At 60.7% G+C, this 26,517-nt stretch carries 26 protein-coding genes and 3 pseudogenes; 16 read left to right on the forward strand and 13 right to left on the reverse strand.

Annotated elements, in window-relative coordinates; all coding sequences use genetic code 11:
* Positions 1 to 537: 537 nt before the first annotated feature.
* The 4 genes from AMK02_RS15095 (at position 538) to AMK02_RS15110 (ending at position 4,426) form a co-directional block, all read left to right on the forward strand.
* Positions 538 to 831: an ArsR/SmtB family transcription factor gene (locus AMK02_RS15095; protein WP_064804001.1), complete on the forward strand. Its 294-nt coding sequence runs from the start codon at positions 538 to 540 to the stop codon at positions 829 to 831.
* Positions 831 to 1,997: an MFS transporter gene (locus AMK02_RS15100; protein ID WP_064804003.1), complete on the forward strand. Its 1,167-nt coding sequence runs from the start codon at positions 831 to 833 to the stop codon at positions 1,995 to 1,997. Before AMK02_RS15095 ends, AMK02_RS15100 begins: the two co-directional genes overlap by 1 nt.
* 25 nt (positions 1,998 to 2,022) lie before the next feature.
* Positions 2,023 to 3,147, forward strand: a complete 1,125-nt coding sequence (locus tag AMK02_RS15105) for an alkene reductase (protein ID WP_064804005.1) — start codon at positions 2,023 to 2,025, stop codon at positions 3,145 to 3,147.
* A gap of 478 nt (positions 3,148 to 3,625) precedes the next feature.
* Positions 3,626 to 4,426, forward strand: coding sequence for an aminoglycoside phosphotransferase family protein (locus AMK02_RS15110; RefSeq protein ID WP_064804007.1), 801 nt, complete (start codon positions 3,626 to 3,628; stop codon positions 4,424 to 4,426).
* Here the strand turns inward: AMK02_RS15110 and AMK02_RS15115 are convergent.
* On the reverse strand, positions 4,423 to 5,445 hold the full coding sequence (locus AMK02_RS15115; protein ID WP_064806257.1) for an NAD-dependent epimerase/dehydratase family protein: 1,023 nt from the start codon (positions 5,443 to 5,445) through the stop codon (positions 4,423 to 4,425). The genes AMK02_RS15110 and AMK02_RS15115 overlap by 4 nt on opposite strands.
* A 94-nt stretch (positions 5,446 to 5,539) precedes the next feature.
* Here AMK02_RS15115 and AMK02_RS15120 point away from each other — a divergent pair, with 94 nt between their 5' ends.
* Together AMK02_RS15120 and AMK02_RS15125 are read left to right on the forward strand one after the other, a co-directional pair.
* Positions 5,540 to 6,469 (forward strand): LysR family transcriptional regulator, encoded by a 930-nt coding sequence (locus tag AMK02_RS15120; protein WP_064804009.1) that lies wholly within the window; start codon positions 5,540 to 5,542, stop codon positions 6,467 to 6,469.
* Between the two features lie 33 nt (positions 6,470 to 6,502).
* Positions 6,503 to 7,012 (forward strand): GrpB family protein, encoded by a 510-nt coding sequence (locus AMK02_RS15125; RefSeq protein WP_064806259.1) that lies wholly within the window; start codon positions 6,503 to 6,505, stop codon positions 7,010 to 7,012.
* Between the two features lie 104 nt (positions 7,013 to 7,116).
* Here the strand turns inward: AMK02_RS15125 and AMK02_RS15130 are convergent, their stop codons facing one another.
* Complete coding sequence (locus AMK02_RS15130) at positions 7,117 to 7,404, reverse strand: DUF2188 domain-containing protein (RefSeq protein WP_064804010.1); 288 nt, start codon at positions 7,402 to 7,404, stop codon at positions 7,117 to 7,119.
* A gap of 230 nt (positions 7,405 to 7,634) precedes the next feature.
* On the opposite strand from AMK02_RS15130, the gene AMK02_RS15135 reads away from it, so the two are divergent.
* Positions 7,635 to 8,732 (forward strand): calcium:proton antiporter, encoded by a 1,098-nt coding sequence (locus AMK02_RS15135; RefSeq protein ID WP_064804012.1) that lies wholly within the window; start codon positions 7,635 to 7,637, stop codon positions 8,730 to 8,732.
* 39 nt (positions 8,733 to 8,771) lie between these two features.
* On the opposite strand, the gene AMK02_RS15140 is transcribed toward AMK02_RS15135, so the two are convergent.
* The 6 genes and pseudogenes from AMK02_RS15140 to AMK02_RS15165 all read right to left on the reverse strand — a co-directional run bounded on the left by AMK02_RS15140 (position 8,772) and on the right by AMK02_RS15165 (position 13,486).
* Positions 8,772 to 9,461 (reverse strand): hypothetical protein, encoded by a 690-nt coding sequence (locus tag AMK02_RS15140; RefSeq protein WP_064804014.1) that lies wholly within the window; start codon positions 9,459 to 9,461, stop codon positions 8,772 to 8,774.
* A gap of 72 nt (positions 9,462 to 9,533) precedes the next feature.
* Positions 9,534 to 10,403 carry a hypothetical protein gene (locus AMK02_RS15145; RefSeq protein ID WP_064804016.1) on the reverse strand — a complete coding sequence of 290 codons (870 nt, stop codon included), beginning with the start codon at positions 10,401 to 10,403 and terminating at the stop codon, positions 9,534 to 9,536.
* Between the two features lie 47 nt (positions 10,404 to 10,450).
* A complete protein-coding gene (locus tag AMK02_RS15150) occupies positions 10,451 to 11,356 on the reverse strand; it encodes a glycosyltransferase family 8 protein (RefSeq protein WP_082240316.1) in 906 nt (301 codons plus the stop codon).
* A 180-nt stretch (positions 11,357 to 11,536) separates the two neighbouring features.
* Positions 11,537 to 11,922 (reverse strand): annotated as a pseudogene (locus AMK02_RS15155) (type II toxin-antitoxin system VapC family toxin).
* Positions 11,919 to 12,184: pseudogene (locus tag AMK02_RS32570) on the reverse strand (type II toxin-antitoxin system Phd/YefM family antitoxin). The pseudogenes AMK02_RS15155 and AMK02_RS32570 overlap by 4 nt, the downstream one beginning before the upstream one ends.
* 99 nt (positions 12,185 to 12,283) lie before the next feature.
* Positions 12,284 to 13,486, reverse strand: a complete 1,203-nt coding sequence (locus AMK02_RS15165; RefSeq protein ID WP_064804022.1) for a pyridoxal phosphate-dependent aminotransferase — start codon at positions 13,484 to 13,486, stop codon at positions 12,284 to 12,286.
* Positions 13,487 to 13,755: 269 nt separating this feature from the next.
* Between AMK02_RS15165 and AMK02_RS31210 the strand changes: the two genes are divergently transcribed.
* The 5 genes from AMK02_RS31210 to AMK02_RS15185 all read left to right on the forward strand — a co-directional run bounded on the left by AMK02_RS31210 (position 13,756) and on the right by AMK02_RS15185 (position 20,124).
* Complete coding sequence (locus AMK02_RS31210) at positions 13,756 to 13,929, forward strand: hypothetical protein (RefSeq protein WP_245344784.1); 174 nt, start codon at positions 13,756 to 13,758, stop codon at positions 13,927 to 13,929.
* Complete coding sequence (locus AMK02_RS15170; protein WP_064804024.1) at positions 13,926 to 15,554, forward strand: ArnT family glycosyltransferase; 1,629 nt, start codon at positions 13,926 to 13,928, stop codon at positions 15,552 to 15,554. Before AMK02_RS31210 ends, AMK02_RS15170 begins: the two co-directional genes overlap by 4 nt.
* Before the next feature lie 235 nt (positions 15,555 to 15,789).
* Positions 15,790 to 18,171 carry a marine proteobacterial sortase target protein gene (locus tag AMK02_RS15175; protein ID WP_064804026.1) on the forward strand — a complete coding sequence of 794 codons (2,382 nt, stop codon included), beginning with the start codon at positions 15,790 to 15,792 and terminating at the stop codon, positions 18,169 to 18,171.
* On the forward strand, positions 18,161 to 18,922 hold the full coding sequence (locus AMK02_RS15180) for a class GN sortase (protein WP_064804028.1): 762 nt from the start codon (positions 18,161 to 18,163) through the stop codon (positions 18,920 to 18,922). Before AMK02_RS15175 ends, AMK02_RS15180 begins: the two co-directional genes overlap by 11 nt.
* A gap of 59 nt (positions 18,923 to 18,981) precedes the next feature.
* Entirely contained in the window at positions 18,982 to 20,124 is a 1,143-nt protein-coding gene (locus tag AMK02_RS15185; RefSeq protein ID WP_064804030.1) for a PQQ-dependent sugar dehydrogenase, read from the forward strand.
* A gap of 21 nt (positions 20,125 to 20,145) precedes the next feature.
* Here the strand turns inward: AMK02_RS15185 and AMK02_RS15190 are convergent, their stop codons facing one another.
* A complete protein-coding gene (locus AMK02_RS15190; RefSeq protein WP_237358314.1) occupies positions 20,146 to 20,577 on the reverse strand; it encodes a hypothetical protein in 432 nt (143 codons plus the stop codon).
* 174 nt (positions 20,578 to 20,751) lie between these two features.
* Between AMK02_RS15190 and AMK02_RS15195 the strand changes: the two genes are divergently transcribed.
* From AMK02_RS15195 to AMK02_RS15205, 3 genes are all read left to right on the forward strand, one after another.
* The gene (locus AMK02_RS15195) at positions 20,752 to 21,642 is read left to right on the forward strand and encodes a DMT family transporter (RefSeq protein WP_064804032.1); all 891 of its coding nucleotides are present in this window, start codon (positions 20,752 to 20,754) and stop codon (positions 21,640 to 21,642) included.
* Positions 21,643 to 22,128: 486 nt separating this feature from the next.
* Positions 22,129 to 22,344: a cold-shock protein gene (locus AMK02_RS15200; RefSeq protein WP_003561293.1), complete on the forward strand. Its 216-nt coding sequence runs from the start codon at positions 22,129 to 22,131 to the stop codon at positions 22,342 to 22,344.
* A 148-nt stretch (positions 22,345 to 22,492) separates the two neighbouring features.
* Positions 22,493 to 22,945 carry a BA14K family protein gene (locus AMK02_RS15205; protein ID WP_011426247.1) on the forward strand — a complete coding sequence of 151 codons (453 nt, stop codon included), beginning with the start codon at positions 22,493 to 22,495 and terminating at the stop codon, positions 22,943 to 22,945.
* A gap of 57 nt (positions 22,946 to 23,002) precedes the next feature.
* Here AMK02_RS15205 and AMK02_RS15210 read toward each other — a convergent pair whose 3' ends face one another.
* From AMK02_RS15210 to AMK02_RS15220, 3 genes are all read right to left on the reverse strand, one after another.
* Positions 23,003 to 24,379, reverse strand: a complete 1,377-nt coding sequence (locus AMK02_RS15210) for an ATP-binding protein (protein ID WP_064804034.1) — start codon at positions 24,377 to 24,379, stop codon at positions 23,003 to 23,005.
* A gap of 74 nt (positions 24,380 to 24,453) precedes the next feature.
* The gene (locus AMK02_RS15215; protein WP_064804036.1) at positions 24,454 to 25,155 is read right to left on the reverse strand and encodes a response regulator; all 702 of its coding nucleotides are present in this window, start codon (positions 25,153 to 25,155) and stop codon (positions 24,454 to 24,456) included.
* The gene (locus AMK02_RS15220; protein ID WP_064804038.1) at positions 25,156 to 25,647 is read right to left on the reverse strand and encodes a MarR family winged helix-turn-helix transcriptional regulator; all 492 of its coding nucleotides are present in this window, start codon (positions 25,645 to 25,647) and stop codon (positions 25,156 to 25,158) included.
* Positions 25,648 to 25,908: 261 nt separating this feature from the next.
* Here AMK02_RS15220 and AMK02_RS15225 point away from each other — a divergent pair.
* A pseudogene (locus AMK02_RS15225) lies at positions 25,909 to 26,106 on the forward strand (branched-chain amino acid aminotransferase); the annotation flags it as partial.
* Between the two features lie 44 nt (positions 26,107 to 26,150).
* Here AMK02_RS15225 and AMK02_RS15230 read toward each other — a convergent pair.
* Entirely contained in the window at positions 26,151 to 26,420 is a 270-nt protein-coding gene (locus tag AMK02_RS15230; RefSeq protein WP_064804042.1) for a hypothetical protein, read from the reverse strand.
* Between the last annotated feature and the right edge of the window lie 97 nt (positions 26,421 to 26,517).

Below are 26,517 nucleotides of genomic sequence, written 5' to 3' on the forward strand. Positions count from 1 at the left end.
GATTTCCATACTATGCATTGTGCGCATGACTGGCATGCACAAATGAGGGTTGCCGTTTGCCCATTAAACCACCATATCGCACATAGCTGATGCACATGGTGGCTTTTCCTCCCAGTTCCACCGCATTAGCTGTTCCCCTCTGGAGGTTTTTGAACCTTCACACTTATAAGGGCCCTGGTTTTCCAGCGGCCCTCTTTTTTTGGCTTGCAGCTTCGGAAAATGCCGCGCCGCAAAAAAATTGTGCGGCGCATAACAGGTATGCACAAAAAAGCATTGAAACCTGCCTAAGGAAGCACCATATCCAACTCAGCTGATGCATTTCGTGGTTTCTCTCCCAGTTCCACCGCATTAGCTGTTCCCCTCTGGAGGTTATTGACCTTCACAATTCAAAGGGCCCTGGTTTTCCGGTGGCCCTCTTTTTTTGCCCAAAATTTACTCACGCGCCAAAAGCCGCCGCCTCACGTCTCCGTGATTTGCATATCGGCAAGCGTCGAACCATATATCGAAAAAATTCGATTTATGGATCGACCGACTGCGATGGATAAAGACGAAATCATCAAGGCACTCGCCCACCCCACCCGGATGGACATTCTGAGCTGGCTGAAGAATCCCGAGGAACATTTCCCCACGCAGGAGCATCCCTTCGAAATGGGCGTCTGCGCCAGCCAATTCGAGCGCTGCGGCCTATCCCAATCGACGGTTTCCGCCCATCTCGGAACGCTGCATCGCGCCGGTCTCGTCACCACCAAACGCGTCGGCCAGTGGATCTTCTACAAGCGCAACGAAGAAACGATCGCCGCTTTCCTCAAGCAGCTGACACAGGATCTTTAATGCCCCTCGCCCTTCTCGTCCTCGCCTTGAGCTCCTTTGCGATAGGCACGACCGAATTCGTCATCATGGGCCTGCTGCCGGAGGTCGCCACCGATCTCTCGGTGACGATCCCACAGGCCGGATGGTTGGTAACCGGTTACGCGTTGGCAGTCGCGATCGGCGCGCCCGTCATGGCAGTCTCGACCGCTAAATTGAAACGGCGCACGGCGCTGATTGCGCTGATGGCCTTCTTCATCGCCGGCAACCTGCTTTGCGCTCTGGCGAGCGATTATTGGGTGCTGATGATCGCCCGCATCGTGACCGCTCTCTGCCACGGCGCCTTCTTCGGCATCGGCTCGGTCGTCGCCGCCGGACTGGTTGCGGAAGACCGCAAGGCCCGCGCCGTCGCGCTGATGTTCACCGGCCTGACACTTGCCAATGTCCTCGGCGTACCGCTCGGCACCGCGATCGGCCAGGCCTATGGCTGGCGCGCCACCTTCGGCGTCGTCACCTTCATCGGCATCGTCACCATTCTTGGACTGATCGCCATCCTGCCGAAGGACAAGAAACAGGAAAACGGCAGCATCCTGCGCGAGATCGCGGCACTCAGGAATAGCGGCCTCTGGCTGGCGCTTTCGACCACCGTCTTCTTCGCTGCCTCGATGTTCGCCCTCTTCACCTATATCGCGCCGCTCCTGCGTGATGTCACCGGCGTTTCGCCGGAAGGCGTCACCTGGACGCTGTTCCTGATCGGCCTCGGCCTGACCGTCGGCAATCTCATCGGCGGCAAGCTTGCCGATTGGCGGCTCGGCGTAACACTTGCCGGCGTCTTCGCCGCGATCGCCGTCACCTCGCTTGCCTTTAGTTATACGAGCCGCTTCTTCATCCCGGCTGAGATCACCCTCTTCCTCTGGGCGACCGCAAGCTTTGCCGCCGTGCCGGCGCTCCAGGTCGGCGTCGTCGGCTTCGGCAAAGATGCGCCGAACCTCGTTTCGACGATCAATATCGGCGCCTTCAACACCGGCAATGCATTCGGCGCTTGGGCGGGCGGCCTGGTCATCGATGCCGGCTTCGATCTCACCCGCGTTCCGCTCGCCGCAGCCCTGATGGCTCTGGTCGGCCTGGGTGCGACGGGGCTCACCTATCTCTCCGCCAGGGGCCGGGCTGCGCTTGCCCCCGCAGAGTGATCCTCCCGCAAAAGAAAGGACCATCATGGCCAAGCTTTTCGAACCCACCAAGGTTGGCGATATCTCCGTCAAGAACCGCATCGTCATGGCGCCGCTTACCCGCAACCGCTCGCCGGGCGCGATTCCCAACGACCTCAATGTCGAATATTACCGCCAGCGCGCCACGGCGGGCCTGATCATCACCGAAGCGACCGCGATCACCCATCAGGGCCAGGGTTATGCCGACGTGCCCGGCCTCTACAGCAAGGAAGCACTCGCCGGCTGGAAGCGCGTCACCGACGCCGTCCATGCAGCCGGCGGCAAGATCGTCGTCCAGATGTGGCATGTCGGCCGCATCTCGCACACGACGCTGCAGCCGGACGGCGGCAAGCCGGTCTCCTCGACCAATCGCATCGCCAAGGCCAAGACCTATCTGGTCAATGCCGACGGCAGCGGCAGCTTTGCCGATACCTCCGAGCCCCGCGCGCTCGAAACCGCCGAAGTCCCCGGCATCATCGAGGATTACCGCAAGGCAGCCGGCGCCGCCATCGATGCCGGCTTCGACGGTGTCGAGATCCATGGCGCCAATGGTTATCTGCTCGATCAGTTCATCCGTGACGGCGTCAACGACCGCACCGACCAATATGGCGGCTCGATCGAGAACCGCGCCCGCCTGACCTTCGAGGTCGTCGATGCCGTGGTGAGGGAAATCGGCGCAGGCCGTACCGCAATCCGCATCTCGCCGGTGACGCCGTCGGGCGAAAGCTATGATTCCAATCCGCAGGCGACCTTCATCCATGTCATCGAGGGGCTGGCAAGATACGGCCTCGCCTATATCCACGTCATCGAAGGCCAGACCGGCGGCGAGCGCGACTACAAGCAGGGCGACAACCCCTCCTTCGATTACAGAGCGCTGCGCCAGGCCTATGAAAAAGCCGGCGGCAAGGCGAACTGGATGGTCAATAACGGCTATGACCGCGATCTCGCGATCGACGCCGCCGAAAGCGGCCGCGCCGATCTGGTCGCCTTCGGCAAACCCTTCATCGCCAATCCCGATCTCGTCGAACGACTGGCAAAGAACCTGCCGCTCAACACGCCCGACCAGTCGACCTTCTACGGCGGCACCGCCAAGGGCTATCTCGACTATCCCACTCTCGAAAAGGTCGCCTGAGGTTTCAGGCGCGCATCAAGAAATCCCGCCTCTCGGCGGGATTTCTCAGGCTGGCGGACAACCACGGCAAACCCCGCGACGTCATCCTCGGCCTTGTGCCGGGGATCTGTGCCGGCCCAATTAAGCTACTGAAAAAAGATTTTTTCCTGTCAGGCAATCGCAGTCGTCAGATGCTCGGCACAAAGCAACTGCCGTCCGGTTCGCGTCGGAAAATGCCCCTTACCCTAACCCTCTCCCCGTTCTGACGGGGAGAGGGGACGTGCCATTCCGAGAGGCGGATGGGAGGGAGAGGTCGCGGCAAATCCCCTTCGCCCCGGTTACGGGGAGAAGGTGCCGCAGGCGAATGAGGGGCTGGTTTCGCCGATCTTCGGAACCGGACACCACAAGGCCTGGCATGACGGAGGAGACTTTGTCGACAAATACAGAAATCCCACTGAGAGGTGGGATTTGTGCGTTCAATATCTCTATATAGAATGTCATGTTTGCACCCTATCTCGATCGCTGGTCGCTCATGTCGGACGGCGAGCCCATCATCACCCATTCCAGCCGCCTGCTGCCGGTCCTCTGGCAGGAGAGACCCGCCATGCTGAAAGTGGCGACCGATATCGACGAACGATACGGCGCGCTGTTGATGCAATGGTGGGACGGCGACGGCGCGGCTCATGTCTATGCACACGAAGGCGACGCCGTATTGCTGGAAAGGGCAACCGGGAAACGCTCCCTGCTTGCCATGGCGATGGATGGAGAAGACGACGAAGCGAGCCGCATTCTCTGCCGCACCGCAGCGCGGCTGCATGCGCCGCGCGAAAGACCACTCCCCGATCCCATTCCCCTCACCCGCTGGTTCCGCGATCTCGAACCGGCCGCCGGCAAACATGGCGGCACGTTTGCCGATTGCTCGGCGATCGCCAAATCCCTCCTTGCCGATCCGCGCGATCTCTCCGTCCTCCATGGCGACATCCACCACGGCAACATTCTCGATTTCGAGGAGCGCGGCTGGCTGGCGATCGATCCGAAACGGCTCCACGGCGAGCGCGGTTTCGATTTCGCCAATATCTTCGCCAACGAGGAATTGCCGACCATTACCGACCCCGCCCGCTTCCGCCGCCAGCTCGCCATCGTCTCTGCGGAGGCGGGGCTGGAGCCGCAGCGGCTGCTGCAATGGATCGCCGCTTATTCTGGCCTTTCCGCCGCCTGGTTTCTCGGCGACCCCAATATCGAACAGGCGGAGACGGCCTTGACGGTCGCGCGGATCGCGCTGGCCGAGCTGGCGGCCTAAGGCGCCTTCTGCAGCGTATGCCCGATAAAGGCGGCTGCGGTGTCACGATGCGCTTCGGGCAGGCAGCCGAGAGCCACCAGTGAGGCTCTCACCGCCTCGTCGATCGGCGTCTGCGGCTCCTTGCTAAGTTCGGCGACAAGCTTGGCGTTGTTCATCCTGAGCGGCACTTTCCAGAGATAGCGCATCTCGTTGATCTCCCGCATCAACGGAACGAAAGGCGCGGCGAGCGGCACGATCCACCAGGGAAACCGCCCGATCTTCGCCTTGCCGGCGGCAACACGCTTGATCGCTTCTGCCATCTGCATGCCATCTGCATCCCAGAAGCCATCCATATGATAGACGGCGAAGGGCGGCAGCTGATCGGCCCGCTCGATGAGCTGGGTGATGGTTTCCGCCATGTCGGGTAGATAGGTCCACTGATGGCCGATGCCGCGCCGTCCCGGATTCTTGATGGTGCCGACCGGCTTGCCCGGCGTCACCAACCCCGATGAGAACCAGCTATTGGCCGTTGCGCCCGGACCGAAGAAATCGCCAGCCCTGACGACGATCGCACAGGTGCCGGATTGCGATGCCGCCTTCAGCCGCTTCTCCATCTCGACGCGGATCGCTCCCTTCTTTGTAAGGGGATGCTGCGGGCTTTCCTCCGTCGGCGACTGCAGGGCATCGGGACCGAAATTGTAAACGTTGCCCGGCAGCACGATCCGCGCCCCGGCGACGCGAGCGGCAGCGATCGTATTGTCGAGCATCGGCAGCACCAGCCTTTCCCAATCGCGATAGCCGGGCGGATTGACCGCGTGGACAATCAGGCCAACACCTTCAGCCGCCGTCAGCACGTCACCGGCATTCATCGCATCGCCCTGCAGCCATTCGAATGCCGGCTCGTTCTTCGACGCCTTGGCGGCATCACGGTTGAGCGCCCGGATGCGCCAGCCACGGGCCAGAAGCTTGCGGGCGATCGCGCCGCCGATACCGCCGGTCGCGCCGAGAACCAGTGCCGTGATCTTCGTCTCTCCATTCATCGCAATCATCTCCTTCAATTGCATGAGATGACTATGCTCCTGCTTTCAGATAAACAAAATTGACGAAATAAGTGGATCAGCTATACAAAAACATATGACGCTCGAACCAAGCTGGGATTTTTACCGCAGTTTCGTGACCGTGCTCCAGCAGGGCTCGCTTTCGGCCGCTGCGCGCGAGCTGGGGCTGACCCAACCGACGATCGGCCGCCATGTCGATGCTCTGGAACAGGCGATCGGCGCCGAGCTCTTCATCCGGTCGCCGAACGGCCTCGTGCCGACCGACGCCGCACAGGCGCTGAAACCCTATGCCGAAACGCTGGCGGCAACCGCCGCCGCCCTTTTGCGCACCGCATCCGGCGAGCGCGAGAGGGTAGCCGGAACGGTCAGGGTCAGCGCCAGCGAGGTCGTCGCCGTCGAGATCATGCCTCGGATTTTCGGGTCCCTGCAGGAAGTCTATCCCGAACTCCAAATCGAGCTCTCGGCATCCGATACCATCGAAGATCTGGTAAATCGCGAGGCCGATATCGCCGTACGCATGGCCGAGCCGCAACAGGATGCTCTCATCGTGCGCCGCATCGGCGACATCCCGATCGGATTCCACGCCCACCGCCGCTATCTCGAACGGCACGGCACTCCGCAAGCCATGGCGGACCTCGCCAACCACCGGCTCATCGGCTTCGACCGGCAGACGGCCTACGTCCGCATGGTGATGAAGCGCTATCCGGCGTCCGAAGGCATCAAATTCTCCTACAGGACCGACAGCAACCTTGCCCAGCTCTCCGCAATCCGCGCCGGCGTTGGCATCGGCCTCTGCCAGATCGGACTGGCCCGAGAAAACCCCGACCTCGTGCATGTCCTTTCCGATGCGTTCGAGATTCCGCTCGGTACATGGGTGGTCATGCACGAAAGCCTGAAGACCTCACCGCGCTGCCGCGCGACGTTCGACGCGCTGGTCCAGGGGCTCCGGACTTACCATCGTCATTCCACAGGCGCGCAAGCGGAAATCGAGATCGATTTTCGATGAGAAACATGGGCAATCTCGCAGCATCCTATGGAGATGACGATGCACAAGCCGGTTGAACTCGTGAGCTATGACAGAGAATGGCCGGAAGCTTTCCAGCGCATCCGAGCCAAGCTGCTGGCCTTGCTGCCGCAGGCGCTCGCCATCGATCACGTCGGCAGCACCGCCATACCTGATATGACCGCCAAGCCGCTCATCGATATCGACATCGTTCTTCCCGCTCTCGAGCATATCCAGAGTGCGACACAGGTGCTTCTCTCGCAAGACTACGAGCCGCGCGGCAACCGCTATGACGACGAGGTTTGGGCATTCTTGTCGAGAGGTTCGGTGCCGGCCGAACGAGTCTACCTTTGCCCGGCCGGCAACGGCACGCATCGAAACAGGCTCGCTTTCCGGGATTATCTCATCGCGCATCCGGAAGCGGCGGCCGATTATGCTGCGCTGAAACGCAGGCTGGCAGCCGAATTCAGAATGGACGGCGATCGCTATACCGCTGAGAAGCGCGAATTTGTCGACACGATCGTCACGCGGGCATTGAAGGGATAGAGCATGTCGCGCAAAAGCGTGCGCAGTTTGCGATAACGGCATGCGCAAAAACGAGGACCTAAAGCGCAGCGAGCGAATCTGAAAGATCGCGACGCGCTCTAGGGTTAATGTCCGGCGCTCTGCGAGGCTCCAGCCGATCGCTCCTGCCATAGACCGTCGACCACCTCGGTTTCCGGCCGGTCGCCGCCCTCGGCATATTCCTCATGCCATTTGCCGTTTTCGTCCTGCCAGCTGATCTCGGCGGAATCGCCCCCGACCTGCTGTTCGGCCGCGACGATGCGCGCAGCTTCGAGCGCCTCGGCATGGGTCGGGAATGCCTCGGAATAGACGCCTCCCAGCCTGTAGGCCCAACCGCCGTCATGCGGCACGACTTCGTAGACCACCTTGATCATGCATCCGTCTCCTCATCATCTTGTTGCGCATGCGCATGCTTCCGGACAGGGTCCGGATCATCGCGGCCGCGTGACGAGAATTCGAGGACGCCGCGATCTGCTTTTCCGGCCCCGATGGTGTCAGTATTTCATTAAACGTCGAAGACTGCAAATAGCAGAGTGCCGCCGCGTGCTTCCCATCCGAAATCAGTGACTTAGTTAAAGGCGTGAATCGCAACGGGAGCTGAGATTTGGGCATCGTGTCACGCCTTAAAGAGGAGAGGTTTCTGGTCATTGCACTCGTCGTCTCGGTGACTGCCTATCTTCTGGAGCATACGGTCATGGAGATGGGGTCAGGCCTGGCGCTCATCGCCGCCGCAGCACTCGTCGCCACCATCGTGCTCGCTTCGATCCGCGTCGCCCATCATGCCGAACTGCTCGCCGTCAAAGTCGGCGATCCCTACGGCACGATGATCCTGACACTTTCGGCCCTCGCCGTCGAAGTCATCATTCTTGCCATCATGATGAGCGGCGAAAGCTCTCCAACGCTGGTGCGCGACACGATCTATTCGGCCCTGATGCTCGATATCAACGGCATTCTCGGCCTCGCCGCCCTGCTCGGCGGCCTCAAGCATGGCGAGCAGCCTTATAACGACAATTCGGGAAAGACCTATGGCGTGATGATCCTGACCGCCATGGGCATTTCGATGATCGTGCCGGAATTCGTGCCGCGAGATCGGTGGCATTATTACTCCGCCTTCACCATTGTCGCGATGGTCGCTCTCTACGGCCTCTTCCTGCGCATGCAGGTCGGCCAGCACAGCTATTTCTTCAGCTACAGCTACCCGCGCTCCGAGCGGAAGAAGGAAAGTCGCGACGAACACGGCGCTGACGGACCGGCAGCCGTCTCGATCGCCACCATCCTCGTCGGCGTCGTCGTCATTGGCCTGCTGGCGGAGTTTATGTCGACCTTCATGACCGAAGGGCTGCGCGACAGCGGCGCACCAATCGCCGTCACCGCCGTGGTCGTCGCGGCGATTTCGGCCGCGCCCGAAATCCTGACCGCCTTGCGAGCGGCTCTGAGAAACCGCATGCAGGCGACCGTCAACATTGCCATGGGCGCCTCGCTTTCCACCGTCATCCTGACGGTGCCCGTGATGGAGGCGATTGCACTTTATACCGGCCAGCCCTTCATCATGGCGATGACCCCGGTGCAGACGGTGATGGTGACGATCACCTTGATTGCCGCGGCGATCAACCTCAACGACGGCGAGACAAACGCCATCGAGGGCATGACACATTTCATCCTCTTCGCCACCTTCGTCATGCTGACGGCTCTGGGGCTCTGAGGACTCCCTCCCCGCGGAGGAAGGGAAAGAACAGGCTGTTTAGACGGGCTGTTGCGCGAAGAGCAGACGTTCGCGGGCTGCGAACCATTCATCGGCGTAATCGTCGTTCTTGTATTCCTCGAAATACGGCCCGCCGTCGGTGAAATGGACGTTCTTGGCGTCTTCGCGGTAGTCGTATTCATTGACGAGGTAATTCCATATCACCGGCAGTTCGCCGATGAGGTCGTCGTTCTCAAGCCACTTGAACTGGTGCAGCTGCAGGCCGGTCGCCGTGTTGACGTAGTCGGGCGTCAGCGCGCGGCATTTGTCGTTGTTGAAGAGAATGAAGCTCGACCAGTTCTTCTTTTCGTACTTGGTCTGCGTCTGGCCGAGGAACTTGGTGTCGATCTTCGGCTGATAATCGTGTTTGACGCACATGACGGCGTAACGCTCGTCGCGCAATGCCCAAAGCTCGGCGATATCGGCACGCATCAGCATGTCGCAATCCATGAAGATGCTCCAGCCCTCGAAACCGCTGAGATAGGGCGTCAGGAAACGCGAGAAGGAGAACTCCGTGGATTGCAGCGCGTTGCGCTCGCGGGTGAAAATCCCGCCAAGATTGGAAAGTGCAATGGGCGAGAACTCAACCGGGATCGACGACTTCTCGATGATGCTCTGCACGAGAACGTGGTAGGCGACCACTTCCTTGGGATCGAATCCTACAAAAATTCGGACGTTTTGTTGTTCCATTGTTTACCTTGATCGCCGGTATCGGCAACAGCTTTCTGGCCACCCACGCCTGTTAGCAAAGGCCCGCGACAGTCATCCCTTCGACTTTTCGAGAAAACGCTGCTTACGGGTTTTCGGTTTGAACCGCCGAAAGAAATTGTCGACGGCGCGGATGAATTTGGTGACGGACATCAGCCTGTCGATCTGGCTGTTCGTATTGTCGAGCCGCTCCGACAAGACCTCGGCCGCAGTCATCGCGATCTCGATCGGCGGCACCTCAGGAAACCGTTTGGCGAGCGCCGAATAGGGGCTGGCATCGACGCCGCCCATCATTGAGATCGACCCCATGCGCGCGAAGAGGCGCAGGAAGATCTGCTCGAACGTCCAATCGTGAACGTCGAACACCTTCCACTTCTCGCTCCGCTTCGCCGAAAAGCCGGCAAGCAGGATCTTGCCCGGCAACTGCAAATCGGCGAGCCACAACGCTACCGCAAAGCCGCTCGTCGCGATCTTGCCGATCGGATAGAGATCGGCGAGCATTTGCGTCAGATCAAGGTGACGGGCCTTAGCGCCTTCGAAGCAGCTCTTTTCGCTGAGATTTTCCTCGACGGAGACCCGGATGTTAACGACGCCGAGGAAATCGTCGCCGCCAAAGAAGCGCAAGACATCCGCCGCCTCGCGCCGGTGGACGATATGGGCGCCCATCACGTCGCTGCGGGCAACCAGCATGGAGTGGCCGACGAAGGGTTCGTCGAGCACCTTGTAGACCTTGTTGAAGAAGACGTAGAGCGCCGTCTCCGGCAATTTGCTCCGCAGCCGTTCGATATCGACCGCCTCGCTGTTTGCTACCAGCACGATATGGGAATAGCCCGACAACAGCGCCTTCCACGCTTCCGGCGTCAGGAAATTGAAGCCACCATCCGGAGTGGTCGTAGCCTTGTTATCGCTGGGAATTGCTTCCATATCGCCTCACATGCACTTTCCAAGGACGACGCGCTCCGTCCGCCCGACTAGCTGTTGCTGAAATAGGCGCGCATCCGGGCAAGCCGCCTCAGCCCGCCGATCTGCTTTCCCACATGCGAGAGGAAGCCCGCCACTCGGTCCGTCATCGACGGTTGCCTGCAGAAGGACGCCCAGGGCGTGTTGCGAAGATCCTCGGCATAACGATTGGCCATCCGCCGGTGCACCCAGGGAACGTTCGCCTGCCACGGTTTCTTGCGGCCGGTGAAATGAAAGATGGCCGGCCGATCGACGAAAGGCAGCAGGCCCGTCTGTGTATTCCAGCGCGGATCGAGCACCAGCCAGTCGCGGTCAAAAGTGACGTTCAGCGCATCCTGGTCGTTATTCTCGAACAGATGCGACCGCTCCTCGAAGATTTCGCGGGTCCTGGCGAAGAGCCCCCTCGCCCGGCAGGCCGACCAGTCAAACAGCAATACGCCGGCATTGAAGTAGCGGCCGCCCTCGCCCATGCCGATCTTGCGCTGGCGCGCGCCTGATTTCTCGGGAAAGGCCATGACATAGTCGTCGACGGCGGCAAGCGCCTTGCCTTGAAAATCAAGGGTGAAGAGTTCGTCGACAGCCGCAACCGCCAGCACGTCGGCGTCGAGATAAAGCAGGCGCTCGATATGGTCGGGTATATCCCGATCCATGTAGAGCCGCGCCAGTGTGGCCGCCGACCAGCGGCCCCGCGCCTGGAGGCCGGTGCCGGGCGTTTTATAGGGCAGCACCCTGATCGCCATACCATGAAGCCGCCCAAAATTATCGACCTCGGCGACCTGGTGCGGCTTGAGGTCGATGCCGAGAAGCAGGAACTCTACATCAGCATTTGTAAGATTGCGCTTGACGGAAAGCAGAGTGCAGCAGGCGGCCGGGAGCATGTTGACGTCAGAACAGACGATGACGGCACTCTGCTGCAAAATCCGGCCCCCCGAAGCGGCAAATTGAACTTGATGCCGGATATCTAGTTGGTTTGGCGGCTGCCCGCAACCGCAGATCATCCGCCCCACCGGCACTCCGCGTCACGTTTTGAATCGGAATTCAACGACTTGCGAGGCGAAGCGGAATCTGTGCGGCAGCGCGTTGAATCGGGACGTGAGCTATAGTCGCAATGCCAGAGGATGATCGACGAGCAGCCGGTCGACGGTGGCAAGCTGCAAGCCTTCGACCTTGCACTGCGCCAGCAGCAGCCGATCAAAGGGATCGCGCGTCTCCGGCTCGGGATCGGCAGCGGTGATGACATGCTGAATTTCGATCCCCAGCAGGATCAGCCTTGTTTCCTCAAGAACACCGGCAATGTCTTCGAGCGGCATGCCGGGATCCAACTTTCCCAGACGAGCCTTGATCGCCGTTTCCCGAAGGCCTGCGACGCTGACGAAGCCCACGGTTTTGCTGTCGCCGAGCAGCGACGCGATCTCTGGAATCGCGCGCCGGCGTCCTTCCTCAGGATCGCGAGAACGATACGAGTATCAAGAAGAAGTCTCATGACTCCGGCAAAGGCCTCAGGAGGAAATCCTCCGGCAGCGGATCGTCAAAATCATCCGCGATGAACGGCACGGGACAGGTAACCCCGAGCACGAAGATAGGCCTGACCGGCCTCCAGATCCAAACCGCCGCGTTTCTGATGGGGCACCAGGTCGAATACCGGCCGGCCGTTTCGGGTCACGACAATGATTTCACCTGCCTCGACCTCGCGGGGCAAGCTCGGTCAGGCGGTTCTTCGCATCACGGATTGAAACGGTCTTCATAGCCTCAAATGTAGCCACATGCAGCTACACCATCAACGCCGGATAAATAAAAGGCCCGCCGTCACCGACAGGCCTTCGATCGATATGATGGCGACAAGCCTACTTGCAAGCGCCGCAGAAGCGCTGGATGCGGCGGCAAGCTTCCTCAAGCAGATCTTCCGATGTCGCATAGGAGATCCGGAAATTTGGGCCGAGGCCGAAGGCGGAGCCGTGAACGACGGCGACGCCTTCCGATTCCAGAAGCTCGGAAACGAAATCTTCGTCCGTCTCGATGATCTTGCCCGACGGCGCCGTCTTGCCGATCAGGCCGGCGCAGGACGGATAAACGTAGAAGGCGCCTTCCGGCACCGGGCAGACGATACCCTTGGCTTGGTTCAGCATGGAGACGACGAGGTCGCGGCGGCCTTCGAAAATCTTCTTGTTCTCGGGGATGAAATCCTGCGTGCCGTTCAGCGCCTCGACAGCCGCCCATTGGGCGATCGACGTCGCACCCGAGGTCTGCTGACCCTGGATCATGTCCATCGCCTTGATGAGCTGAATCGGCCCGGCGGCATAACCAATACGCCAGCCGGTCATCGCATAGGCCTTGGAAACGCCGTTCATCGTCAGCGTGCGGTCGTAGAGCTTCGGCTCGACTTCGACGGGCGTGACGAATTTGAAGTCGCCATAGGTCAGGTGCTCGTACATGTCGTCGGTCAGCACCCAGACATGCGGATGCTTCATTAGCACATCAGTGAGCGCCTTCAGCTCGGCATGCGTATAGGCGGCGCCCGTCGGGTTGGATGGCGAGTTGAAAATGAACCACTTCGTCTTCGGCGTGATCGCCTTTTCGAGATCGGCAGGCTGGAGCTTGAAGTTATGCTCCTGGGTGGCCGAAACGAAAACCGGCGTGCCGCCGCAGAGCGCCACCATCTCCGGATAGGAAACCCAGTAGGGCGCTGGGATGACGACTTCATCGCCCGGGTTCAGCGTCGCCATGAAGGCGTTGAACAGGATCTGCTTGCCGCCGGTGCCGACGATCGTCTGCTCCCAGGAATATTCCAGGCCGTTCTCGCGCTTGAACTTGGCGGCGATCGCCTTGCGCAGCTCGGGGATGCCGGAAACCGGCGTATACTTCGTCTCGCCGCGGTTGATCGCGTCGATGGCAGCCTTCTTGATGTTGTCGGGCGTATCGAAATCCGGCTCGCCTGCGCCGAGGCCAATGACGTCGCGTCCTTTCGCTTTCAGCTCACGCGCTTTCTGGGAAACGGCGATGGTGGCTGAAGGCTTCACACGGGAAAGAGCATCGGCAAGGAAGGCCATGATATCGGTCCTATTGGTTGAAACGGGCAGAAAGCCGGGACCGGAGTTCTGCGGTTAGCTCTATGTCCAATGTATGACGGCATTTCAAGGGCAAAGGCGTGATGGAGGCAATGATTCTTATTGATCGTTTCGCCGCACCGGCGGGTAGGTCCGCCGTCCTTTTCGCCGAGGCGCGCGCGCAGTCGAGGCACCCCGCGCAACTTCCGGGATTAGGTGACTAACCAATCTGGGCGAATTGCTTTTCGAGGCAGTGTTGATGAACTTCCGTCATGACAAAGCCGCCTCGCAACTCTTCCAAGCCGCTGCTCAGGAATACCGACGCGCCGCTCCCCGCAGCCGGCCGCGCCGGCGGCGAGATCCCGCTCAGCCCGATCTTCCTTTCGATCCGATGCCGCCGCCTGTCGCGCTGCGTCGGGCATCAGGCGGGACACGGTTTCAGATGACGGACATCCCGGAATTGAACCAGGCCGAAGGTCGGCAATATCAGCAGCAGTCGACCGGCCGGGACACGGTTCGCCTGAACTATCTGAGCCTCGACACGGCGATTCTGCTGGGGATCCTGTTCATTGCGGTCGTCTTCAGGTTCCACAAGATTACCTTGCCGCTGGTCGACGGCTTCAGCTGGCGCGAGATAAGCACCGCGATGATGGCCGACAATTTCCAGCAGCGCAGCTGGAACATCCTCTTTCCAGAGGTCAGCTGGACCGGCCCCGGACCAGGCTACCAGGGCCGCGAGTTCCAGATTGTCAGCTATATCACTGCCCTGCTCTACCAGCTCTTCGGCTGGCACGACTGGTACGGCCGCGTGGTTGCGGCTGTCTTCGGGCTGGTGACGGTGTTTTCTCTGCACAGGCTGACAGCGCTGTGCTGGGGCATCATGCACGCCCATGCGGCGGCGCTTGCCTATGCGCTGATGCCGGCGGCGATCATGATCGACAGCTCGTTTCTTCCAGATCCCGCGATGCTGGCCCTCGTGACCCTCGGCGTCTGGCTATTCGTCAAATACTGGGCCGGCGGCAGCGGCTGGCTCTTGCCGCTTGCCACGGCGAGCGTCTCGCTCGGCGCACTGTCAAAGCCGCCAGGCCTCGTCGCGGGCGCCGTCATCTTCTATTTGATGGTTTGCTGGATTCTGGAGAAGAAGCAGAAGCAGGCAACCCGGGTCTTCCTGTGGGGGCTTGTGAGCTTGGCTATCGTCGCCGCTTATTACAGCTGGGCGATTTATCTCGGCCGTAATTATCCGCCGTTTCATATCGCCGGCAGCGGCTATATTTGGGACGACGGCCTCTGGGCATACGTCAAGAACAGGTTCTACGTCAAATCGGCGTGGAACACGTCGGTCTGGTGGTTCTACGGCTCTCCATTCTTGGTGCTGCTGGCGGTCGGCTTATGGATACCGCCCAGACCCGCTGAAGACCCGGAGCAACGCAGACTTTCGGCCATTCCCTATGTCTGGCTGGCAGCGGCCACGATCCTCTATCTGGCGGCGGCGGGCGAGATCACAGCTAATGTGTGGAACTTCCACATCTTCCATGTGCCAGTCGCGATGTTCTCAGGCCGCGGCGCGCTTCTCCTGGCAACGCTGTCACCGAGGGCCATTCTTAAGCCGGCTGTGGCGCTTCGCGCGATCTGCATCGTAGCCGTGGCGCTTGCCTGGTCGACCCTTCCCCTCGTCAGGACGATGAAGAAGCCAATCGCCATGAAGGGCAAGCTCCTTGGCGAGGAACTGGCGCGGTTGGCGAAACCGGGCGATCTCGTCGTCGCCACCGCGCCAGATGTCGGCGACCCCGTCGCAGTCTATTACAGCAGGGCGCGCGGCTGGGTGTTCCCGCCTGGAGGAGGCGATGCGGACTGGTCGAAATTCGTCGCGGATGACGCCACTGCGATCGCGCAGCTCGAGGAACTGCGCGCGCACGGCGCGGATCTGTTCGGCGTGACCAAGAACGCCACCGACCACGCGGACTTGCGATTCTTCGAGCATCACGTTGGCGTCATCGATTATCTGGACAAGACCGCAACCAAACTTGTGGATTCGGACGATTTGCTGGTCTACAGAATCACCCGTCCATGACATCGCGACAGTCTGAGGCCATGGGCTTTGGACAGGACATGGCCTCGATCGCGGTACTTTCGCGGTGACGACGATCATGTTTTTCGTCTTTTAAAATCAGAGAGATCGCCGGATTTTATCGCCGCCACGAATAAGCCGCAACAAATGCCGCACGCCGCCGCAATTCGGTCGCGAGCGCGCCGAGATCGAAGCTGCATCATTCCCTCATCCAAAATTGGTTATTGAGGGTAGGCCAATGTTTCTGGAAGATGAGTTCGCCATCGGGCGCATACGCATGCGCCGGATCTCCATTTCATGTCTTGTCGCCGTCACCGCTTTTGTCGCATGCATCACCGCGATGCTGGGACTTGCCTCCGCCGCCCGCGCCGAGACGCGGCAGGCATCCGGCCAGCTCGCGGCCCTTGTCCGGCCGAACAACGTCAATAGCGGCTCGCTGCTCTTCCCGTCGAAGGAACCGGGCTTTTATGTCGAAGCGCCGCGGCTGAAGACCGACGTCGCAATCGATGTCTCCGGCCCGATCGCCAGGGTGAAGGTAACGCAGCGCTTCCAAAACCCGAGCCAGGGCTGGGTCGAGGGCACCTACGTCTTCCCGCTGCCCGACAATTCGGCCGTTGACGCGCTGAAGATGCAGATCGGCGAACGCTTCATCGAAGGCCAGATCAAGCCGCGCCAGGAAGCCCGCGAGATCTATGAGCAGGCCAAGGCCGAGGGCAAGAAAACGGCGCTGCTCGAACAGCAGCGGCCCAACATCTTCACCAACCAGGTCGCCAATATCGGCCCCGGCGAAGAGATCGTCGTGCAGATCGAATATCAGCAGACGGTCCATCAGTCCGGCGGTGAATTCTCGCTGCGCTTCCCGATGGTCGTCGCGCCCCGCTATAATCCGGCCCCGATCGTCCAGACCGTCGAGTTCAATAACGGCGCCGGCTTCGCAACACCGAGAGACCCGGTGGAAAATCGGGAGAAGATCGAAGCCCCGGTGCTCGACCCGCGCGAGAATGCCAGGATCAACCCCATGTCGCTGATCATCAACCTCAAGGCCGGCTTCCCGCTCGGTGAGGTCAAATCCTCCTTCCACGACGTCGATATCGGACAGGACGGCGACCAGGCGAGAACGATCCGCCTGAAAGGAGACGCGGTTCCTGCCGACAAGGATTTCGAGCTCACCTGGAAAGCCGCTCCGGGCAAGACGCCGAGCGCCGGCCTCTTCCGCGAAGCGATCGATGGTAAGACCTATCTGCTTGCCTTCGTCACCCCGCCCACCGCGCCGGATGCGGCAGCGCCGGCAAAACGCGAGGTGGTCTTCGTCATCGACAATTCCGGCTCCATGTCCGGCCAGTCGATCGAACAGGCAAGACAGAGCCTGGCGCTTGCCATCTCCAGGCTCAACCCCGAGGATCGCTTCAACGTCATCCGTTTCGACGATACGATGACCGATTATTTCAACGGCCTCGTCACCGCCGCCCCCGACAACCGCGAAAAGGCCATCGCTTATATCATGAGCCTAAACGCCGATGGCGGCACGGAAATGCTGCCGGCGCTCGAGGACGCGCTGCGCAACCAAGGCCCGATCGCAAGCGGAGCGCTGCGCCAGGTCGTATTCCTCACCGATGGCGCGATCGGCAACGAACAGCAGCTCTTCCAGGAAATCACCGAAAACCGCGGCGATGCCCGCGTCTTCACCGTCGGTATCGGCTCGGCGCCGAACACCTATTTCATGACCAAAGCCGCCGAGTTCGGCCGCGGCACCTTCACTCAGATCGGCTCGACCGATCAGGTGGCAAGCCGCATGAGCGAACTCTTCGCCAAGCTGCAGAACCCCGCAATGACCGATATCGCCGCGACCTTCGAAGGCATCGAAGCCGAGGATATCACGCCGAACCCGATGCCCGACCTCTATAGCGGCGAACCCGTCGTTCTAACGGCGGAACTGCCGCAGGAAAAGCCTACCGGCAAGCTGCAGATCGTCGGCAAGACAGGCAACCAGCCCTGGCGCGTCGAGATGGATATCGCCAATGCCGCAGACGGCAACGGCATTTCCAAGCTCTGGGCGCGACGCAAGATCGACGATTTCGAGGCCCGCGCCTATGAGCACCAGGACCCCGCCGCACTCGACAAGGACATAGAGACGGTGGCGCTCGCCCACCACCTCGTCTCGCGCGTCACCAGTCTGGTCGCCGTCGACATCACGCCGTCGCGGCCGGCAACCGAACCGCTCGGCTCGGCGAAGCTGCCGCTCAACCTGCCCGAAGGTTGGGACTTCGGAAAGGTCTTCGGCGAAAACGCTGTCCCGTCTGGCGGCGCAGAACGCCACGGCGCGGCCACGCCGGCTGGAAGCGCCGAACCGCAACGGACCGCAGCCGCAACGCAGGATCTCGCTGCATCGCCCGAGATCGCCAACCTGACGGCCGCGGCGCCGACGGCGAAAGCCGCCACGCTGATCGCGCAGAAGAGCTCGACCGTGAACCTGCCGCAGACGGCGACACGCGCCGACGAGCAGATCATGCGGGGGCTCACCATGCTGCTGCTGGCGCTGGCGGCGGCGAGCGGGCTCGCTATCTGGCGCCGCCGCTTCAAGGGTCTCGTCTCGGCCGGAGCCAAGCGCGATGGTTTCTAGCAACAATCAGGAAGCGGCCGAATTCGAGCCACTTCCGACCTATCTGGAACTCGCCATGGCCGCCGCCACGGCCCAGGACATGCCGAAGGCGCGAAGGAGAAAGGGTTTCTTCCTCTGGCGTCTTTCGCCGATCGAGAAGACGATCGCCTTCGCCATTGCCGGTCTTGCCTTCTATGGCCTGGCGCTGATCGGTGACGGTTTTCTGCTGAAGGCGAAGGCGGAAATCTCGCAAGTCCTGCTGAAGCGTGCTTTTGCCGCCGAACTGAGCGGCAAGGAGACGAAACCCTGGCCCTGGGCCGATTTCACCACCGAAGCCAGGGTGCGTGCGCCGCGCCTCGGCAAGGAGGCAATCGTGCTTTCCGGTGCCTCCGGCGAAGCGCTCGCCTTCGGTCCGGCCTGGCTCGCCAATACACCGCAGCCGGGCGACGAAGGCACCTCCGTCATCGCCGCCCATCGCGACACCCATTTCCGCTGGCTGCAATATATAAGGCCGGGTGATACGATCGAAGTTACCCGCCGCGACGGCAAGCTATTGACCTTCAAGGCTGGCGAAGGCCGCATTGCCCCCTGGGACGCGAGCGGCATCGACCCTTCCTCCGGTGGCCGCCGCCTCGTACTGACCACCTGCTGGCCCTTCGATGCGACCGAACGCGGGCCGCTACGCTACATTCTCGAAGCCGAACTAGTCGATGGTAACGCGATCGGCTCCCTTCAACCGGCAAACACAAAGCCGTTATTACAGACAGACTGAGGCTTGAAGCTCTGCCCTGCCCACTCCACGTTCCGGATGGAGAGACGACGGGGAAGCAAATGACGAGAATATCCGCCTTCCATTTCGCCGCGGCGCTGGTTCTGTTCGGCGCCACATCGGCCAATGCGGCCGATACCGTCAACACGCAGGGCCCTGCGGTTCGCGTCGAAAAACTGGCGGATGGTCTCGAACACCCCTGGGCGGTCGAAGTGTTGCCCGACGGCGCATATCTCGTCACCGAGCGGCCGGGCCGCATGCGCATTATTCGCGATGGCAAACTTTCCGAGCCGATCGGCAACGTGCCCAAAGTCAATGCCCGCGGCCAGGGCGGTCTTATGGACGTGGCGCTTGCCACGGATTTTGTCACGAGCAGAAAACTCTATTTCACCGCCGCCATCGCCAATAGGCAGGGCTCCGGCACCGAGGCCTTCAGCGCGACGCTGTCCGCCGACGAAAAGACGCTTGAGGCGGTGACGCCGATTTTCACCATGCGGCGCTTCACAACGGGCAACATCCAATATGGCGCGCGCATCGCGATCGCCCGTGACGGCACACTGTTCATCAGCGTCGGCGACCGCGGCGACCGCGACCGATCGCAGGACTGGCAGGACGATGCCGGCTCGATCGTCCACATCAATGCCGACGGCAGCATCCCCGCCGACAATCCCTTCAAGGACGGCGGCAAGGCGCTGCCGGAGATCTGGTCGAAGGGCCACCGGAACCCGCAGGGCATCTCTTTCGATGCCAAGGACGGCAATCTCTACACCGTCGAGCATGGCGCACGCGGCGGCGACGAGATCAATCAGATCGAAGCGGGCAAGAATTATGGCTGGCCGATCATCACCTACGGCCGTGACTATTCGGGCGCCGAGATCGGCGAAGGCACCGCCAAAAAAGGGCTGGAGCAGCCGCTGCACTATTGGGATCCTTCGATCGCGCCCGGCGCGCTCGCTGTCTATCGCGGCGCCATGTTCCCGGAATGGGGCGGCGACTTCCTCGTCGCGGCGCTGAAATTCCAGCTGCTCTCGCGCATGCAGCGCGACGAGAGCGGCGCCTTCGTCGCCGAAGAGCGCTTGTTCGAAGGCGATTACGGCCGCATCCGCGACGTCATCGTGGCGCCCGACGGCGCGTTGCTGATGGTGACGGACGAGGACGACGGCGCGCTGCTCAGGGTCTCGCGCGCTCAGGCCAACAACGGTTGAGGTCTCGCCAGGCTCAAGCGTCTACTTACAGCTATATTCCCAGATGAAGTACTGAGGATGCCTGGCGTCGGGATCCTTGTCTTGCTCCGGATCCTTGCTCAACCAAATATTTCCGAGCGAGGAAACACCGTTCCGGCAGCTGTCCTTGATCAAAATCGCCACCATCTCGAAAACCTGCAAATGCCGGTCACGAAAAGACATTTCGGCCAGCGGGCCCGTGTATTTCTTCCCGTTATGAGTGACTTCAATTCTGCGGCTGTTCGGACCTAAAGCGGTAACGAGATAGCTGAACTTCGAACCACTGCGCTCTACTGTTCCGCTTTTTACCGCATCGCGGGCATCCGCTGGTTCTGTGGCAAGCGCCAAAAGCCCGCACAGCACAACGAACTTCAAATATTTTCCACCCATAAAATACGCGCTCCCGTTACCTGCCGATGATGCCGGCTTGATCATGTACAAGATCAGCAATCGGCCGGCATTACTACGGTTGCGATCCTTCGCTCCACAGTCACGTGATCTGCTTTGCGGTTAAGGGAATAGATCGACCCGTCAAAGTCTTCGCCCTTGCCTTGAGGAAGCGCAACTGCTAACCGCTCCGACAGATCTCCCTTCCCCCTCGAGGACGACATGACGCGTATTCAGGCGAACCTCCTCCTGTTGCTTGCAGCCGCCATCTGGGGCGGCGGGTTCGTCGCGCAATCGACGGCGATGAAGGCGATCGGCCCCTTCTGGTTCATCGCCTTGCGTTTTGCCGTCGCCACATTGGCCGTCTTGCCTTTCGTTCTTCTGGAAGCGCGTAAGGCAGAGGTGAAGACCAGCGCGCGTCATGCCAGGCTTTACGTCCTCACGGGCCTTGCCCTTTTCAGCGGCGCCGCCACCCAGCAGGTCGGCCTGCAGACGACGACGGTGACGAATTCCAGCTTCATCACCGGCCTCTATGTCGTCTTCGTGCCGCTCATTGCCGTGTTCTTCCTGCGCCGTGCCCCGCATTGGATCATCTGGCCGGGCGCGCTGATGGCGCTCGCCGGCATCTATCTCCTGTCCGGCGGTCATCTTTCGGCGCTCACCTCAGGCGATCTCCTGACTGTGGTCTGCGCCGTCTTCTGGGCGATCCAGATCACCCTTGCCGGCACGACCGTCTCCGAGAGTGGAAGGCCGCTCGCGCTGGCGGCCACGCAATTTGCCGTCACCACGGTCTGCGCGCTGGCCATTGCCGCAGCGGTCGAACCGATCAGCCTTTCGGCGATTTGGTCCGCAGGACCCGAGATCCTTTATGTCGGCATCTTCTCGTCCGGTCTGGCCTTCGTGCTGCAGGTGATCGCCCAGCGCTATACGACGCCGTCGCAGGCGGCGATCTTCCTATCATCCGAAGCGCTCTTCGGCGCATCGCTCGCAGCGCTGATTCTCGATGAGTCGATGCCGGCCGCGGGATATACAGGTTGTGCGCTAATGTTTATCGCTATGCTTGTAGTCGAGATCGTCCCCGGCTTTGCTCGCCGTCGCTTGCCGGCCGCCTGAACACGCGTCCAAATATGGGTGGATGCCAGATTGGAAAAAAATTTTAAGGAACCCGCAAAGCCCGTTTACGTTGCATTTTTGGCAAAATCTGCCCGAAACTTACATTGCAGACGATATAAATCGTTAATCATCTCCCATTCGCGGCGGAAATTTTGCGTTTTTGCGCAAACCAGATGTCGGTAGCAGTGTGCCCGCAAGGACACGTTAAAAAACTTTTGCTTGCCAAAATCCCTTAAACGCAGCACTCTCGGCGCGTTCGGGCATTTTGCGAGCATGGGAAGTCCTTAAGTATTTGCGCGCCGGGAACGCTAATATTCCGGTCAGCCGGTTCCAAATAAGGCAGGCGAAAGTTCTGCTTGGAGCAGGCCGAGGTAGAGGGGACCTTTTTCTCACATTTCAAGACTTGCCTGCCAACGCCTCTCGCAAGGAGGCAATGCTATGATGCTGCCCGTGTGGATGGCGGGCAGAGAGAAAAGGACCTGACGCATGGCCGAGACTGGCACTGTAAAATTCTTCAATACCGACAAAGGCTTCGGCTTCATCAAGCCGGACCGGGGCGGCGCCGATATCTTCGTTCACATTTCTGCCGTACAGGCCTCCGGGCTGGCCGGTTTGACGGAAAACCAGAAGGTAAGCTTCGACACGGAGCCGGATCGCCGCGGCAAGGGCCCCAAGGCCGTCAATCTGCAGATTGCCGGCTGAGCCCTTAACAAGGCTGTCGAATTCGAGTTGAAGCCCGGCAGCAATGCCGGGTTTTGTCGTTCAGCCTTCGTTCAGCTGCGGATTTGTAGGAATGTTGTCATCGAGAAAGGAACCGACATTCGGTTCCCGGAATTAGGGTATCACGCTTATGAACAGGCTCGCCAAAACTCTTTTGCTGACGGCAACGGCTGCCGCACTCACCCTCTCCGCCATCGGCGAAGCATCGGCCCGAGACCGCCATTGGCGCCGCAATGACGCGCTGGTTGGTGGCGCCGTCGGGCTTGCGACGGGTCTGATCGTCGGCTCGGCTATCGCCAACGCCAATAACGGCCCTGTTTACGATGAACCTCGCTACATCGACCCGCCCTACGAGCCGGATTACTATGAACCCGCTCCTGTCTACCGCGCCCCGCGCCGCGTCTACGTTGAAGAGCCGCGCTATGTCGAGCAGCCGCGATATTATGCGCCCGTCCGCACGGCCGTGGAGCCCTGGTCGCCGCAATGGGAGCGCTACTGCTCTTACCGCTACCGCTCCTTCGATCCGCGCAGCGGCACCTATATCGGCAATGATGGCCGCAGCCACTTCTGCACCGCCGGCTGATCGCTCGACGATCCCTGATACGAAGCGCCGCTCCTCAGCGGCGCTTTTGTTTTTAGTTTAAGCCGGAATGCGGATCGTTGCCCTCAAGCCCCCGAGCGGGCTGTCGCCGAGCGTGACGTTGCCCCCATGGCTGCGGGCAATGTCGCGGGCGATCGCCAGACCGAGGCCGGTGCCTGATGCATCCAGGTTGCGGGCCGCATCCAGCCGGAAGAACGGCTTGAACACATCCTCGCGATTCTTTTCCGGAATGCCCGGCCCGTCATCGTCGAAGATAACAGTCAGCCACTTGGCATTGTGCTTGGCCTCGATGTCGAGCCTGTTGGCATAACGGCGCGCGTTCGAGGCAAGGTTGGTGACGAGACGCGTGAACGCATTCGGCCTGACGGAAATGTCGTCGTCGCCTTCGATCGAATAGCTGAACTGTTTACGATGCAGGACGAAATCGGATTCCAGCTTGGCGAAGATTTCGCTGAGCTTCAGCTCGCCGACATCCTCTTCGACCTCGCCGCGGGCGAAGGCCATGTAGGCCTCCAGCATCGTCTGCATATCATTGACGTCGTCGTTCAGGCCATGCAGGTCGGGATTGTCGCCGGCGAGTGCCAGTTGCAGCTTGAAGCGGGTGAGAATGGTGCGCAGATCGTGGCTGACGCCGGAAAGCATCGCCGTGCGCTGCTCGATCTGCCGCTCGATGCGTTCACGCATCAGAATGAAGGCAAGGCCGGCGCGCCTGACTTCGTCGGCGCCGCGCGGATAGAAATTGTCGGGCTTCTGCCCTTTGCCGAAGCTTTCGGCAGCCCGCGCCAGCATCAGAATCGGCCGGATCTGCCCGCGCAGGAAGAGGATCGAAATGCCGATCAGCACCAGCGACGTGCCGACCATCCAGACGATGAAGATATGGGTGTTGGAGGCATAGGTCTGACTGCGTTTGGCCAGCACCCGCAGGATCTTATTCTCGAGCTTGATGCGGATTTCGACGAGATTCGAGTTGCCGACCGTGTCGATCCAGAAAGGCCGGTGAATCTCATCGGTGATCTCATCGCTGAGAATGCCGTCAAGGATCGAGAAGAACGGCTTGACGCGCGGCGGCGGCAGATCGCCGTCCGGCTCGATCGAAATCTGCAGGTTGAGCTGATCGCGCGCGATGCGGATGATCTCGTTATAGTCCGAATTCTGCGGATAGGTCTCGACGATCTCGATGATCGCGGCGATGTCGCGGGTGACGGCGAGCGACAGCCGCTCGGTCACCATTTGCCAGTGACGCTCCATGAAGACGGCGGCGACGACGGATTGCAGCAGCACCATCGGGATGATGATGATCAGCAGCGAGCGCGCGTAGAGTCCGGTGGGCAATCGGCGCCGCAGCCAGCGGACGATCCAGCGCCAGCCCGCCGCCGGAGCGCGGTCTTCCCGCCGCAAACTGTCCATTGTCACCATCGTCGGTCCCGGCCGTTCAGAGCACGATGCGGGAAAGTGTGAACGTCATCGGCATCATGCTCCACTTCTTAAATCTAGTCGATGCTCAGCCTGTATCCGATGCCGCGCACCGTCTGCAGCCAGACGGGGTTGGCCGGATCCTCCTCGATCTTGCGCCTGAGCCGGTTGATCTGCACGTCGATCGTCCGCTCGCCGACCTCGGTGTCATTGCCGATCAGCTCGTGGCGGGGGATGGTGTCACCGGCGCGGCGAGCAAAGAGCAGCATGATTTCCTGCTCGCGATCGGTAAGCCGGATCACCTCGCTGGCTTTCTTAAGCTCCTTGCGGGTCAAGGAGAAAGTGTAGGGCCCAAACATGACCTGTTCGATCTTCAGCCCCTCACCGTTGGCGTTGCGGCGCAGGATATTGTTGATGCGTAGGACCAGCTCGCGCGGATCGAAGGGTTTGGAGAGATAATCGTCGGCTCCGGCCTCGAGGCCTTCGATCCGGTTGCCCGATTCCGCCAGCGCCGTCAGCATGATGATCGGCACGCTCTTGATGGCCCGCAGCCCGCGGGTGACGTCGATGCCGGATTCGCCCGGCATCATCACATCCATGATGATGAGATCGAAATCGAGACCGGCAAGTTTGCGCTGCGCCTCGGCGCCGTCGGCCGCGACAGTGACGCGAAAGCCGTTCTCCGCGAGATAACGATTGAGCAGCGCGCGGATGCGGGAGTCATCGTCGACCACCAGCAGATGCGCCGCATCGTCGGAAATACCTGTCTTGACCGCCATTCAATCCGCCTTCTTTCTGTCCCGCATGCCTCTGAGGAAGGCCTTCACGCCCTCCCGCACCTGCGCAGAGGCTCCTTCGAATGCCCGCTCAATGCGGCGCGATTGCGGCTCTGCAAGGGCAAGCGCCAGCTCGCGCCCCGACTTCGTTGGATAAAGCTTGCGCTGCCGCCGATCCTCGGGACCGGCCACCTGGCGAATATAGCCCGAATCAATCAGCTGTTTCAGCACCCTTGCAAGACTTTGCTTGGTGATCTTCAGTGTGTCGAGAAGATCAGCCACCGTCATGCCCGGATTGCGGTTGACGAAATGCACGACGCGGTGATGCGCCCGGCCGAAGCCGCTCTTTTCGAGGATGGCGTCAGGATCGGAAACAAAGTCGCGATAGGCGAAGAAGAACAGTTCGATGATCTCGAAATCGATACCGCCTGTATCTTCCATCGGCGTGGCCAACGGCTCCGGCTTGCCTGCTTTCGGACCGGTCTGTCGTGACACTCGGCATTTCCTTTCTCGTCCCGCCTGTTGCGGGAAATTTCCGCAATCAGCATTGGTGACATAAAACGGCTGTTAGCTTTGCCGAACTTTCGTGAGAGCCCGCCCGGCTTCCAATTTCCCTGGCGTTTCTTTGGAAACCAAGGTCCGCCCGGAACCTCCGACGCAATAAGTAATTCCCCTAGCGTCTGTGGATAAAACGTAATGGGGACAACAATCAACAGCCATGGAGCGTGAAGCGCCGGAGGAGGTTTGGGATGGCTTGGCATCGAGGTGATCGAGCGCGCGATCCTGCCGCAGCAACTGCCTGATTTCAGCGAGTGTTTCCTCACCGGTTCGGCCGCGGAAGTAACGCCGGCCTCTGAAATCGGCCCGTATCGATTTACGCCGGCGACGATCTTCGAAACCTTGATGAACGCCTATATGAAGGAAGTCCATCCGGCGGCGGTCGCCGCCGGATAACATTCTCATACAATTGGTCCGGCGCGCGAAAGCGCGTCGGGGTATTATCTATGTGCCCGCGCCATGACCAGTCCGGCGAGCGTCGACAGAATGCCGCCGCCGATCAGGCCACCGATGCCGTCGGCGATCAGGCCGGCCATAGCCGCTTCCCCACCGACCATGCCGAGCAGCATGCCGCCGGCCACACCGCCGATCGCGCCCGCAATCGTGCGAGCAACGACGTTCATCGCGTGCTGCTTCAAAGCGGCACTCGCGGCGTTGCCGCCGATGGCACCGGCAATTAATTGGATGACGAGCGGAAGTAACGCTTCCATGATTTTCTCCTCTGGCGATCTCCCCGATCGCCGATCTATGCCGAACCCTCGGCATATTAGTATTTTATCATATAAAGAAAGGAAAGCGTTAAGAAAA

The sequence above is a fragment of the Rhizobium sp. N731 genome (genome assembly GCF_001664145.1).
Classification (GTDB): domain Bacteria; phylum Pseudomonadota; class Alphaproteobacteria; order Rhizobiales; family Rhizobiaceae; genus Rhizobium; species Rhizobium esperanzae.